Below are 13,452 nucleotides of genomic sequence, written 5' to 3' on the forward strand. Positions count from 1 at the left end.
ACCTCTCAAACTTTCGTCAGGCTCTGCATTATAAGTTTTTTCTAGTTATTTGAAATTCAGCGTTATGGCTTCAGAACCTAAGCAAAATCATCTTTTGATTATTGAAGACGACAAGGGACAAAGACACTTCACCCTTGATGGCTCGGTATACACGATTGGCAGAGATGTTAAATGTGACATCTGTCTTGCTTCACTATTTGTATCTCGACGGCACGCCACCTTAGTAAAGCTGCCAAAGGAAAATGGTAGCTACTTCTATCGGATTCAGGATGGCAGTCTTAAAGGCAAGCCTAGCGTAAATGGGTTGTTGGTCAATGGCCATAAGTTACAGGGACACGACCTGCAAAACAAAGACGTAGTGGTGTTTGGTCCTTCGGTTCGGATCATTTACTTTGTTTTGGAAGAAGATGCACTAGCCAACTTAGACCCTGACGATCTAGAGATCCCGGAATTTGACGTGACGCTGATTGATCCTAGGATGGTAGGCGTTGCTTCTGAAGATTGACGGCTAACTCCAAACCCTGCCACTTTGAATGGACCTGGCGTCATTTGCCAGTTATAACTGAAATAAGTTCGCCCACTGCACCCACAACTTGGCGATGGCACCAGAACCGATCCAAAATCACTTATTAATCATTGAAGACGGCAAAGGTCGGCGCAAGTTTGTTCTTGGTAAATCTCTTTATTCAATTGGTCGAGATGTCGGGTGTGATATCCGTCTCTCTTCCTTATTTGTAGGCCGTCATCATGCGAACTTGATTCAAAAATCCCATGAGGATGGAAGCTATTACTATCGAATCGTAGATGGTGATTTTGACGGTAAGCCTAGTGTGAATGGATTGCTGATCAACGGCCACAAGCTTCAAGGCCATGACCTAAAAAACGAAGATGTGGTTGTTTTTGGCCCTTGCGTCCGTGTAATCTACTTCATCCTAGAAGACAGCACGATCAACACTTTTGATCCCGATACTTGGGACATCCCTGAATTTGATATCACTTTAATTGATCCCAAAATGGTGGGTGTTGCTCCTGAAGATTGAGAGGCGATCGCTGCTGTAGCTCGCATAAATTGGCTGCGGTGACTCGTTATAGTTGCAGCATGCTTAAAGACCTATTACGACTCAATTAGGTCGATAATTAGGGAAAATAGGCTAGGATACAGGCACAATCCTGACTTATTCACTTGTTCACGGCACCACTTACTTGGCAATGGCACCAGAACCGCCCCAAAATCATTTATTAATTATTGATGACGACAAAGGCCGCCGAGAGTTTGTTCTTAATAATCCCATTTATTCAATTGGTCGAGATGCTAAGTGTGACATTCGCTTGATTTCGCAGTTTGTCTCTCGTCGTCACGCCACTTTGGTGCAGCTACCCCATGAAGATGGCACTTATTATTATCGAGTGGTTGATGGCAACCTTAAAGGCAAACCAAGCGCCAATGGTCTCTTAATTAATGGTCGTAAGCTACAAGCTCATGATTTGCGAAATGAAGATGAGATCGTATTTGGGCCACAAGTCAAAGCCGTTTATTACCTACTGAAGCAAGATGGGATGTCAACTGTGCCCCCCGATGAGTTTGACATTACACTGATTAGTCCTGGCATGATCGGTGAACCAGAAGAGCTGACTTAGAGCCGAGTCTAAGTTGTAATGGACTAATCAGGGCGTTTAATTTGGGGTTGGCCGCTCTAAGAAAAGCTACCCAGCAACGGCTTCAATTAACTGCCAATGCCGATTTTCCGCTACAGCTCGGCTGACAAGCTCATACATTTGGTGGCAGTGATTGTCGAGGTGCAAGGGTAGTTCTTCGTTCTTGATCACAAAATTCAGGCGAATTTCTCGCTCGGCAGCGACCGACTTATCAATTAGAACTTCTACCGTTACTAATTTAGAGAAGGAAACATGACCAGGGACTTCACGAGCCATCATGTAATCCCCAGTGTCATAAATGATGTCAAGATTGCAGGATTCCAGAATCTCAATCAGCAGATGCTGGAGATTGTTAACAGGAACTTCAACGGTAAACAGACAAGTATAGCGAGCCATAGGCAACCCCAGGCGTGGCAGTTTTAAGACCTTCTTATCATAACGTTCGCTAAGCATGGCTAAGTCATACTTAGGTTAGTAGCTATAACAAGACTCAAGCATAAAGGCCAATCGGGCTATTCAGATTTCAGGCTGCGTAAAAGCGAGAAGCTTTGTAGTGAGCCCAAATGTGAATTGGTTTGGCCTTTACCAGCTTCTAGCATACCAGCCTCCGATCCGGACAGAATGGTTCTAATTCAGAAAGTCGAGGTTAGGCGAAGCAACATCAAATCAATTTTTTCTGATGGAATGATCTTGCGTGCGCTGTCGGTCCCCAATTTCTGTTAGAGTGCGTCGGGGCAAGAATCAATGAATCAATTCGTGGAGTGGTCCTGCCAGTAACACTTCGAGCGGAATCTGGGTGCGGAGTCAGGAGTCGTTCAATAGCAGCTTATGCAAGGTCGATTAATTGTTTTTGAAGGAGTTGAAGGCAGTGGAAAAACCACTCAAATGCTGCGATCGCAAGCATGGCTGCTGGAGAATCAATGTTTCCAGTCACTCAAAGAAGATTTAGCTCCACCCATACTGGTAACGCGGGAGCCAGGAGGGACAGAGCTGGGATTAGAGTTGCGGCAGTTATTGCTGGGCTATCAAGGTCAAGAAGCAATCCAAAATCGAGCCGAGTTGCTGCTGTATGCCGCCGATCGCGCTCAGCATGTAGATGGCTATTTAAGGCCGCAGTTGGCTCAAGGAGCCGTGATCTTATGCGATCGCTATACCGACTCCACGAGCGCGTATCAAGGGTACGGGCGAGGGTTGGATTTAGCTTTAATTGACCAACTCAACCAAGCTGCAACGGGTGGACTGGAGAGTGATTTGACTTTATGGTTGGATGTGGATGCCGAACTAGGCTTGGCTCGGATGCGACAGCGAGGTAAAGCCGACCGGATGGAGCAAGCTGATTTAGCCTTTCATCAGCGGGTGCAGCAGGGCTTTCAGGCTTTACATCAGCAGTACCCAGAGCGGATTGTTCGCATTGATGCTAGTCAGAGTGAACAGGCAGTCGCCCACCAGATTCAACAGGTTCTCAGTCAGCGCTTAACGCAATGGTATCAACCGCTTTTGCACCCCTAATTGGACAATCGCAGGCTATAGAATTGCTGCATCAAGCGGTGCTCCAGCAGCGAGTCGCTCCTGCTTACTTGTTTTCAGGCCCTTCGGGCGTGGGGCGCAGCTTAGCGGCTCGGTGTTTTCTGGAGTCGTTGTTAGCGCTAGATGTACTCCCCGCTAAAAAACAAGGCTTGCAAAATCGGCTAGAACAAGGGAATCATCCTGATTTACTCTGGGTGCAGCCAACTTATCTGCATCAGGGAAAATTGTTGTCAGCAGCGGAAGCCGCCGCAGCAGGGCTGAAACGCAAAGCCCCTCCTCAAATTCGCCTCGATCAAGTGCGTCAGCTGGCTCAATTTTTGGGGCGTCCGCCGATGGAATCAGCTCGCTCGGTTGTGGTGATTGAGCAGGCAGAAACGATGGCAGAAGCAGCGGCAAATGGCTTGCTGAAAACGCTAGAAGAACCAGGGCCAGCGACGCTGATTTTGATTGCGCCGGGAGCCGAAGCGCTATTGCCGACGTTGGTTTCTCGTTGCCAGCGGATTCCCTTTTACCGGCTGAGCCCGAAAGCACTAGCGCAAGTATTAGAACAGGCGGGCTATGCCGAGATTTTGCAGCATCCAGAATTATTGGAGATTGCCCAAGGAAGCCCTGGAGAAGCGATCGCCAGTTGGCAGCAGTTGCAAGCGATTCCTCCAGACCTGCTAGCCACCCTGACTCAACCCCTGCGCGCAGCACGTGAAGCTTTAGAGTTGGCTCGGCGTTTGGATAAAGCCTTAGATACAGAGGCGCAACTCTGGTTGATAGACTATTTGCAACATGCGCTTTGGCGATCGCGGCGGCAACCCCAACTGTTGCAACATTTAGAGAAAGCTCGTCAAGCTCTCCTCAGTTATGCTCAGCCTCGCTTGGTTTGGGAAGTAACCCTAATGGCGATCGCGCAAGCGTAAGATTGAGTCGATGTAAAAGTTTGCCTGAAAAAATACAGGGAGCTAACTAAGTTTTTTAGCTTGCAGGTTGAAGTAATGATGACGTTGCTTCAGTAGAAATAAAACCAAGCCTTGCAACGCAATACTCTCTCCTAATAGTTCTGAAGACTCTTCCACTGTATTTTTTAGAGTTGAGAAAGTGGCGCGATCGCCCCGCCCCATGTGCCAAAGTAGCGGCTGTAAGATTTGATGGTTAAAAATTTCAGTACCGAGACCTCCAACTATAAACAAAGCAATGCCTAGGCAAATCATTAATGCCCCTTGAGGGTAAAAACGCCAAAGCTTGGTAAGGTCGCGAAAGCCAACAGTAACAATGAGTAACTGGATGAATAAGTAAAAAAGTATCCAGGCTCCCCCTCCTGCGGGGAGGCTTGGCATCCAATCGGGAAGCTGCAACAGATGATGAAATTTGAATAGCTTGTCTGTTGAGAGATACAAAAATCCTGCTCCCATGGTTAGCAGGAGATAGCGAGAGGAGCGCTGAAATAAGCAATATTTCCAAAGAGCTGAGGTGACTAAACAGCAGCCGATCAAAAATAGCTTAATAGCGGCATAGACAACCGGAATCGTAAATTTCTGCTCAAAGCTAAATAAAGGCAGTGCCTGATTCTGAAGCAGGCTACTAACCAGGTAAATTAAGGTGAAACCAACATCTGCCGTTGCTAAGTAAAGTAAGAGCCAGTAGGGGTGACTAGCGATCGCTTTAGGTAGAAACGGCATTTTTCACATCTCTAGGCTTCTTGTCCAACTGCATCTGCTAGAGTAGCTAGTCCGTGTTGCTCTAGCTTTTGCCCCAACCCTGTCAAAATTCGCCGTACCATCCACGGGCCTTCATAAATCCAGCCTGTGTAAACCTGCACCAAACTAGCTCCGGCGGTAATTTTCTCCCAAGCATCCTCTGCGGTAAAAATGCCCCCCACCCCAATGATGGGCAACTGACCTTGAGTTTGCTGATAGATAAAGCGAATCACTTCTGTAGAGCGTTGCCTGACTGGAGCACCACTAATGCCGCCTGCTTCGTCTTGCACTGATTTACCTGTAGCTTCCAGCACTTCTGTCTTGAGGCCCTCCCGGCGGATGGTGGTGTTGGTGGCAATGATCCCAGCTAAGTGATGTTTTTGTGCCAAAGCGATCACATCCGCGATCGCCTCCCATTCCAGGTCAGGCGCAATCTTGATCAACATCGGCTTTTGTTGCTGGTTTTCTTGCTGCAAAGCCGCCAAAATCGGTTCTAGTTGCTCGGTAGCTTGGAGCGATCGCAAGCCTGGAGTATTTGGGGAGCTGACATTAACCACAAAATAGTCACCCCAATCCTTGAGCAACCGGAAACTGCCTAAATAATCTGCGGCTGCTTCCTCCAAGGGCGTAATTTTAGACTTGCCCAGATTGATGCCGATAGGAATTTTGAGCTGAGAAGCGCCTGGCTTTTGTGTTTGTCGCTGACTTCTCGCCTTAAACATTGCCGCCATCGCCGCTGCGCCTTGGTTATTGAAACCCATCCGGTTTAAGGCCGCCTGATCTAGAGGTAAGCGAAACAAACGCGGCTGAGGATTTCCAGGCTGAGCCTGAAACGTCACAGTGCCAACTTCGGCAAACCCAAAACCCAAACTAGGCCAAACGCCGGCGGCCACACCATCTTTATCAAAACCGGCGGCCAACCCAACAGGATTAGGGAAGCTTAACCCCCACAGCGATCGCGCTAGTCGAGAATCCGAGAAGCCACAAGATTGCTGCAATCGAGCTTGAACCCAACTAGCAGGTGGACGGTTGCCCGTATGGTCTAGCCAATCCAGAAGTTGAAGCGCTTGCCGATGCAACTGTTCCGGATCTGCTTTCAGTCCAGAGAAAAGAAGGGGACGTAAACCAACTTGATAGATATCCAATTTTGGGTGCAATTGTCAGGGATCGAACGACAAAAATAAATAGGGACGAGTAAAATTGCCAGCTTAGGAGCGAACGCAAACACTCATTAATATTATGGGCATCCTAGATATTACAGGCTCTCTTGAATAACTGGTTGAGTAGATCTATGAGGAAAAGGGGCATCACCAGATAGAATTTTGAGAGCTTGAGAAAATAATTCTTTTTGTTGTCTACCAACTGGCTCGTTGTCAGCCATCGATCTTATCGACCATGGGTTGACTATCCGTCGCAACGTGATAAATGAGTTAGAAATATGGTGATCCAGGCTGCAAATACCCTTTTAGGTCTAAAGGTGCCTAGGATCTCTCTTCCCATCCTTTGTGCAAAAAGCATAAGCTGCCCGGAACCGGAGTCCAAATAACATGGGTCAGCAGAAAGAGCCGACAACCTACGAAAAACAATTAGTTGCTTTAGGTCGTGTCCTCCAGACCCTGCGGGAAGAGGAAAGCGTCGATGTTTTAATTGAAACCACGCTCAATTATCTACAAGATGAATTCGACTATAGCTTGATTTGGATTGGGCTTTACGATCGCTTAGAGCATCGTCTGTTCGGTAAAGGCGGTGTCATGCCCAATGGCGACAGTTCGTTTCTACGGCAACGCTTCGTGCTGTCTCCTGGCGATCTTTTGGAGCAGGTGGTGATTCAGCAACGTCCCGTAGGCGTGCCAGATTTGCGGGAAGAAACAAGAGCCGGAGAGTGGCGGAAGGCGGCTCAGAAATTCAATATTCAAGGCACGATGCTCTTTCCGATTCGCTATAAAGATCGCTGCTTTGGCGTGTCTTTATTAGGGTCAACGCTTTGGGGGGTTTCTCCTCGCTCCGACGAAAAAGCGCGACTCTCAATGATTTTTGGCGGATTGGCCGCAGCGCTTTATCAAATCGAAGCAGATTGGCAGCGACAGCAAACTAAGCGTCCAGAACAGCCATTGTTGACCCTCCTGTCTAAGTTGCGGCAGTTGCCAACTTTGGGACAACGCCTAGAAGCAATGGTGGAAGAAACCCATCAATTTATTGGCCCTTCCCGCACAAATATTTACTGGTTTGAGCGAGAACGGCGCTATTTTTGGCGGCGAATCAGTAACCGTCAGAAAACAGCAGGGTTTAGTGATGCGAATCAAATCGCTTCTGGCATCACGGTTCAAGAGATTAGTGGTTTTTATCAAGCCCTGGCAGCCGATCAACTGGTGTCGATTGGGGAAGCTCACAGCTCACTTAAAGCCGATACGACGAGTCGATTGATGCAGCAAATCAAGGCGCGCTCGCTCTTGGCAGCACCAATCCTATTCCAAAATGAACTGATGGGTTTCCTCGCGGTAGAAGGCAATGAAGCGCGAATTTGGGAGGAGGAAGAAAAAAGTTATGTGCGAGGCGCAGCCCAACTAATTGCTTTGACAGCTCCTCTAGAAGAGATGGAGGAGATTATTCAGCAGACGCGATTGGATCAAGCACTCACCGCTGAAATCACCCATGCCATCTACAGCGATGAAGATTGGAAGAGTACGTTAAAAAATTGTGCAGATAAGCTCTGCCAACGGTTGCGAGCGGAGCGTTTCCTAGTTTTGCTCTACGACAAAGACCAAGAGAAGTTTGAAATTTGCTACCAAAGTCAACCAGCGAATCGTCGGCCTGCAACCACACCGCTAAATATGCTGAACGATGTTGATTGGCAAATGCTGGAGCGCAGCACTGAGGCGGTGGGCATCGAGAACTTAGAAGAAGACTTAAAGCTGATGGCTTGGCAGGATGTCTTCCTGGAAATTGGCGTGCGATCGCTGCTCATGTGCAGTACTTCGATTGGCCATCCTTTAGAAGGTTTAGTGGTGATTTGCCATGAAGCCACTCGTACCTGGAGCCGTCCAGAGCGAGAGATTCTCCGCGTGGTGAGCCAACAAATTGGTTTGATTTTGCACCAATGGCAACTCCAGCGACAAACCGAACAGCAACAGAAAATCTCTCAAACGATTCAGTGGGGCCTCACCACCATCCAGCAAACCTACCAACCAGACCGACTGGAGCGCTCAGCTTTACAACATATTGCCCAAATTCTTCAAGTACCTTTTGCCATGATGGTAACTTGGCTACCAGGGCGACGAGGCGGGCGGATTGTGGCTCCAGTGATGGCGAACAGTCAGTTCATGCTCAACACAGAAATAGTTGTGCCTGTGCAGACAGATACGCTGGTGCAATGGGCGCTTCAAGCCGACGGGCTGTTGCCTTTGATGGTGGATGACCTGACCGCAGAAACTCGGCAGTGGCTCTCTGGATCTGGAATCGGTCAAATTTTAGTCATAGCATTGCGTACAGCTCCAGAGCATGAACCCACCGGGATTGTGATTGTTGCGGATGAGCGATCGCGGCATTGGCCAGAGCGGCACTTGAATGCTTTGGGTACCCTGGTCAGCCAGTTAGCCTGGTCACGCCGTAACTTGTTACTCACTGATAGCTTGAAAGCCCAGCGCGAAAGCTTAGAGCGACTCAACTGGTACAAACAGCGCCGCATTGAAGAACTGTATCGTTCGCTCAACTTGACCCTTAAGCGCTTGAGTGAACTCTCGACGCAGAAAGATCCCTTGGTGAGCACTCGCTTGCAACAAAACCTCCGCCAGATGGGAGATGCCCTTAATACTGTCGGTCAACTGATTAAAGATGAACCGTGGCGGTTACGGGCCTATTACGAAACAGTGCCTCTGGCTACCCTGCTTAAGCGATCGTTAGAGCGGGTTGATTACTTAATCAAGCAACGCCAGCTTTGGTCGCAGGTACATAACAACGAAGGCAACCTCACGATCGCTGGAGATATCACCAAAATTGAGGCAATTTTGTATGAATTACTGGTGACGGCTTGCTATCGCTGTCAACCTAGTGGGCGCATTGATATCTGGTGCCGCACTTTAGAGGAGCGTTGGCTAGAGCTATCAATTACCGATAATGGTGTAATTGAGCCGAGGTTGGTGGCAGAGTTGCAAACCGGACGCTCTGTAGACCTACTGGCTCCCTCGACGCTCGATCAGCCCCCTGGCTTACATTTGCTAGTTTGCCAATCTTTGATCAAACAAATGGGGGGTGAATTCAACCTCTACAAGCTGGAGGATGGTCGCGTTTTGAGTCGTTTGGTCATTCCCCTTGCGGCTGCGACGCCCACAGATAAAACCTACGCTAGCCGAGGCAATACCACTGGTTTCTTCTAAAACAGAATCCTCCAAGCAGCTCTAAAAGTTAAGGGACAGGTGTTTAAACCTGTCCCTTAACTTTTAGTCCAGTGATGTAATGGTTTAACCCATTGCTTTAAACCATTTCGGTAGGTGCCTCAACCGCAGGTTGAACTTGCGGTTGGAATTGGAATAGAGAGTAAACCACGTTACGGCGAATATCGGTCATCATTTCCAAGAAGAGTTCATAGCCTTCGCTCTTGTACTCGATCAAGGGGTCTTTCTGACCGTAGCCACGCAGTCCCACAGATTCTCGCAATGCGTCCATCTGCTGGAGGTGTTCCCGCCATAGGGTATCAATTTGCTGCAAGATAAAGAAGCGCTCAGCTTGCCGCATCAAACCGGGTTGAATTTGATCGACTTGGGCTTCTTTTAAGTCGTAGGCAATCCGCACCTGTTCGTGAAGAAAAGTTTTGATTTCCCCAATGTTTAGGTCGATCAACTGGTCAGGCTCTAAGTCAGACAGCAGGTTGACGAACTCCTTCACCTTGCTCACCATGCTGCCAAGATCCCACTCTTCAGAAGGAAGATCAGGGTTGACGTAAGCTTCCACAATGTCATCCATCGTGCGCTCGGCGTACTTAATCACCTGTTCTTTCAGGTCTTGCCCTTCGAGAACGCGGCGTCTTTCGGCATAGATCGCTCGACGCTGGTTGTTCATCACCTCGTCGTATTCGAAGACCTGCTTCCGAATGTCGTAGTAGTAGGTTTCAACTTTCTTCTGTGCCCCTTCTAGCGATCGCGTCAGGAGGCCAGATTCAATCGGCATGTCTTCTTCGACGCGGAAGGCGTTCATCAAACCTGCCACGCGATCGCCACCAAAGATCCGCAGCAAGTTGTCTTGCAAGCTGAGGAAGAACTTGGTAGAGCCAGGGTCACCTTGCCGTCCTGCCCGACCACGCAATTGGTTGTCAATCCGGCGAGACTCGTGACGCTCGGTACCAATTACATGCAGACCACCCAAACGAATTACTTCTTCGTGTTCGCGTTCGGTGAATTGTTCATATTCTTTGCGGATTAAGTTGTAAACTTCCCGCAGTCGCTGAATCGCTGGGTTGTCAGTGGGCGCTTTCTCAGACGCCACCGCAACCAGATCTTCTGCTTCTAGTTCTGGCAGCGATCGCTCCCCATACTGCTGCACCGCAAAGTCAACTGCGGCTCGCAGCTTTTGCTCGGCTTCCTTCGACAGTTGGGTGGGGAAAATTTGTGGTGAAGCCTTCCAGGTTTTGACTTTCTTGCCTGGGACAAAGCCTTGGCCGCCGCCTCGACTCTCACTCGCACCTGCAACTCTGGTGACATCAAAAGTATCTTCATCCTCAGGCTGCACAATCCGGGGCATGAAGTACTCACGTACTTTCAGACGGGCCATGTAGTCCGCGTTACCACCCAAGATGATGTCTGTGCCTCGACCTGCCATGTTAGTGGCAATAGTCAGGGCTCCCTTGCGACCCGCTTGCGCAACAATTTCTGATTCTCGCTCGACGTTTTCTGGCTTCGCATTCAGGAGGTTGTGAGGAATGCCCTGCTGATGCAACAGATGAGACAAAACTTCTGATTTTTCTACGCTGGTCGTACCAACCAGGATTGGACGACCTAACTGGTGGATTTCGGCACATTCAGCCGCAACCGCCTTCCACTTTGCTTCTTCAGTTTTGTAGACTACATCAGAGACGTCAGCCCGACCCGTTCTACGGTTGGTGGGAACGATCGTGACTTCGAGTTTGTAAATCTTTTCAAATTCCACTTCTTCCGTCTTGGCGGTGCCAGTCATGCCTGCCAGCTTGGGATAAAGCAAGAAGAAGTTTTGATAGGTAATTGTGGCGAGGGTCTGAGTTTCGGGCTGAATTTCGACGTGCTCTTTAGCTTCGATCGCTTGGTGCAAGCCGTCACTCCAGCGACGACCCATCATAATCCGTCCCGTAAACTCATCCACAATCACGATTTCGTCATCGCGGACGATGTAGTTTACATCTTTAATAAAGAGTTCTTTAGCTTTAATGGCATTGAAGATATAGTGCGCCCAAGGATCTTTGGGGTCAAACAAATCCTGAACCCCTAAGGCTTTTTCTGCTTCAATAAAGCCTTCGTCGCTTAATAGGACGTTGCGGGCTTTTTCATCTACTTCATAGTGGGTCTCTGTTTCCAACCGAGTGGCCACTTCAGCCGCCCGAATATACTTTTCACTGGGTCGTTCTACTTGACCCGAAATGATCAGGGGAGTACGAGCTTCATCGACTAGCACCGAGTCCACTTCATCAATGACGCAATATTGGAATGGCCGCTGCACGACATCAACCATTGAGGTGGCCATGTTATCGCGCAGATAATCAAAGCCCAACTCACTGTTGGTGGCGTAGGTGATGTCGCAGTCATAGTTGCGTTTCCGCTCGTTGGGGGTCATGGTCTGCTGAATCAGACCGACACTCAAGCCCAAGAACCGGTGTACCTGCCCCATCCACTCTGCGTCCCGACGAGCCAGGTAGTCGTTAACGGTGACGACGTGAACACCTCTACCCAGGAGAGCGTTTAGGTAAGCTGGCAATGTAGAAACCAGGGTCTTACCTTCCCCAGTTTTCATCTCGGCAATCTGGCCGTCGTGGAGAATCATGCCGCCCAAGAGCTGGACATCGAAGTGGCGCATCCCTAGCACACGCTTACCAGACTCTCGAACAACGGCGAAGGCTTCTGGTAGAAGGTCGTCAAGGGATTCCCCTTTTTCAACCCGCTGTTTAAACTCTGCTGTCTTACCACGCAACTCTTGGTCAGAGAGCCCTTGGATTTCTTCTTCGAGCAGATTGATCTCGGTAATAATGGGTTGATATTTTTTGAGCTTGCGTGCGTTGGGATCGCCTAGCAGATTCTTAAGCATGGCAGGAGGGAGAGATATTTCCTTGAAAGCGCTTTGTTAACGAGATAAAAGTCCAATGTAACAAAGCTAGGTCTGGGAGTTTCAACCAACCTGTAAGTTAACGGCTGATTGAGTGAATAGAAGCAGCAGAACTATGCAGCTAAGCAACCGATGTGCTTATAGACTCAGATTGCCGACCCAAATCATTATTTATCGTATCATTTTGGCCCTGCCTGAGGCGGGATAGCATGGCGCGATCGCCGTCTGATTTGGTGGTAATCTCAACCCTTTATCAACTAGTCCGCGTTTAGAGATGATTTCCTGAGAAATTAGGGCGAATTTTCCCACTCTGGCGTCAGGCGGCGGAAGTTGAACTGAGCGGCAGCAGGGTGGCAACTGGCACAACTAGCCATCGTCAGCGATCGCGGCAACTGGACTCGCGGATGCAAAGCCTTGAAGTAGCGGGAGTCAGCGATGCGATAAGGTGTTTCCTCTTCTCGATCTTGGACTCTAGAAAAGGTACGTAAGTAGTCCCAAACCAAGAGACGGGGCGGGTCAACGAGGGGTTTAATCTGCTGGCCGTAGTGTTGGCGGTCTTGCAATATTTGCCGCCAAGTTTCTGTGGGCAGAACCGCAGGGGACAAGCCAATATGGCAGGTAGCGCAGTTTTCTAGATAGAGTTCTTGGCCGAGTTGGTATTTGGCGGGTACTGGGTCTACCGTACCCACGGGAGTTGCGGCAGGCGTGAGCCTTTCGACGCTAGGGGTAAATTGAGCGAGTTGAGCCGCTTGGGGCGTTTCTGTTGCTTGGGCTAAACCCCATCCCAATGCCACGCTCCACAATAGAACTAACACCAAGAGAATCACGGGCGATCGCCTGCGGAGTCGTTGCTTGGAGTTTGGCTTCTCCTCCAGAGTGGGATGAGATTCTCTGGCATCGGTTGGTTGAGAAGGGCGGGACATGCTTATGAACTCACTACCAAGAACTTCAGGATGTTAACAGTTGTCGTGACGTTATCTTTAACTCACAGGTGCCTAGACTGCCTCAGCCCGGAACCTCAATTAGAGTAATGTGGCGGGCTAGAGAAGGAAATGATCTCTGCTATCGGCCTGAAAACTAACCTACCAAAAGGCCGGGATGATTTCTACCGAGAGCTATAGATAGCTTAAGCAGAGCGATCGCTAAAATTAAATGCAAAACTTAATAAAGTGGCCGTCAAATTAGGGCCACCAAATTAGGGCCGTCAAATTAGCGCAGCACGATTGGCTTGTCAGCATTTCTCCACGGAATTAGGAATCGCCCCGCATCAGATTGGGGAAATAGGCATTATCTTTTTGATTAA

Annotated in this window: 11 protein-coding genes; 6 read left to right on the forward strand and 5 right to left on the reverse strand. The window is 49.0% G+C overall.

What is annotated here, in order from left to right; genetic code table 11:
* Positions 1-64 precede the first annotated feature (64 nt).
* The 3 genes from H6F90_RS27960 (at position 65) to H6F90_RS27970 (ending at position 1,638) form a co-directional block, all read left to right on the forward strand.
* Positions 65-505, forward strand: coding sequence for an FHA domain-containing protein (locus tag H6F90_RS27960; protein WP_190437935.1), 441 nt, complete (start codon positions 65-67; stop codon positions 503-505).
* Between the two features lie 94 nt (positions 506-599).
* Positions 600-1,040 (forward strand): FHA domain-containing protein, encoded by a 441-nt coding sequence (locus tag H6F90_RS27965; protein WP_190555260.1) that lies wholly within the window; start codon positions 600-602, stop codon positions 1,038-1,040.
* A gap of 169 nt (positions 1,041-1,209) precedes the next feature.
* Positions 1,210-1,638, forward strand: a complete 429-nt coding sequence (locus H6F90_RS27970; protein WP_190437940.1) for an FHA domain-containing protein — start codon at positions 1,210-1,212, stop codon at positions 1,636-1,638.
* 66 nt (positions 1,639-1,704) lie between these two features.
* Here the strand turns inward: H6F90_RS27970 and H6F90_RS27975 are convergent, their stop codons facing one another.
* Entirely contained in the window at positions 1,705-2,052 is a 348-nt protein-coding gene (locus tag H6F90_RS27975; RefSeq protein ID WP_190437942.1) for a hypothetical protein, read from the reverse strand.
* A 432-nt stretch (positions 2,053-2,484) separates the two neighbouring features.
* Between H6F90_RS27975 and tmk the strand changes: the two genes are divergently transcribed.
* Entirely contained in the window at positions 2,485-3,165 is a 681-nt protein-coding gene (tmk, locus tag H6F90_RS27980; RefSeq protein ID WP_190555261.1) for a dTMP kinase, read from the forward strand.
* Entirely contained in the window at positions 3,138-4,091 is a 954-nt protein-coding gene (locus tag H6F90_RS27985; RefSeq protein ID WP_190555262.1) for a DNA polymerase III subunit delta', read from the forward strand. Before tmk ends, H6F90_RS27985 begins: the two co-directional genes overlap by 28 nt.
* A gap of 42 nt (positions 4,092-4,133) precedes the next feature.
* On the opposite strand, the gene H6F90_RS27990 is transcribed toward H6F90_RS27985, so the two are convergent.
* Together H6F90_RS27990 and H6F90_RS27995 are read right to left on the reverse strand one after the other, a co-directional pair.
* On the reverse strand, positions 4,134-4,850 hold the full coding sequence (locus H6F90_RS27990; protein ID WP_190555263.1) for a hypothetical protein: 717 nt from the start codon (positions 4,848-4,850) through the stop codon (positions 4,134-4,136).
* Positions 4,851-4,861: 11 nt separating this feature from the next.
* Positions 4,862-6,013 (reverse strand): quinone-dependent dihydroorotate dehydrogenase, encoded by a 1,152-nt coding sequence (locus H6F90_RS27995; RefSeq protein WP_190555264.1) that lies wholly within the window; start codon positions 6,011-6,013, stop codon positions 4,862-4,864.
* A 402-nt stretch (positions 6,014-6,415) separates the two neighbouring features.
* Between H6F90_RS27995 and H6F90_RS28000 the strand changes: the two genes are divergently transcribed.
* The gene (locus H6F90_RS28000; RefSeq protein ID WP_190555265.1) at positions 6,416-9,241 is read left to right on the forward strand and encodes a GAF domain-containing sensor histidine kinase; all 2,826 of its coding nucleotides are present in this window, start codon (positions 6,416-6,418) and stop codon (positions 9,239-9,241) included.
* A 97-nt stretch (positions 9,242-9,338) separates the two neighbouring features.
* Here H6F90_RS28000 and secA read toward each other — a convergent pair whose 3' ends face one another.
* Both secA and H6F90_RS28010 read right to left on the reverse strand, forming a co-directional pair.
* On the reverse strand, positions 9,339-12,131 hold the full coding sequence (secA, locus tag H6F90_RS28005) for a preprotein translocase subunit SecA (RefSeq protein WP_190555266.1): 2,793 nt from the start codon (positions 12,129-12,131) through the stop codon (positions 9,339-9,341).
* A gap of 308 nt (positions 12,132-12,439) precedes the next feature.
* Entirely contained in the window at positions 12,440-13,072 is a 633-nt protein-coding gene (locus H6F90_RS28010) for a diheme cytochrome C (RefSeq protein WP_190555267.1), read from the reverse strand.
* Positions 13,073-13,452 lie beyond the last annotated feature (380 nt).

Source organism: Trichocoleus sp. FACHB-591 (assembly GCF_014695845.1).
Taxonomy (GTDB): domain Bacteria; phylum Cyanobacteriota; class Cyanobacteriia; order FACHB-46; family FACHB-46; genus Trichocoleus.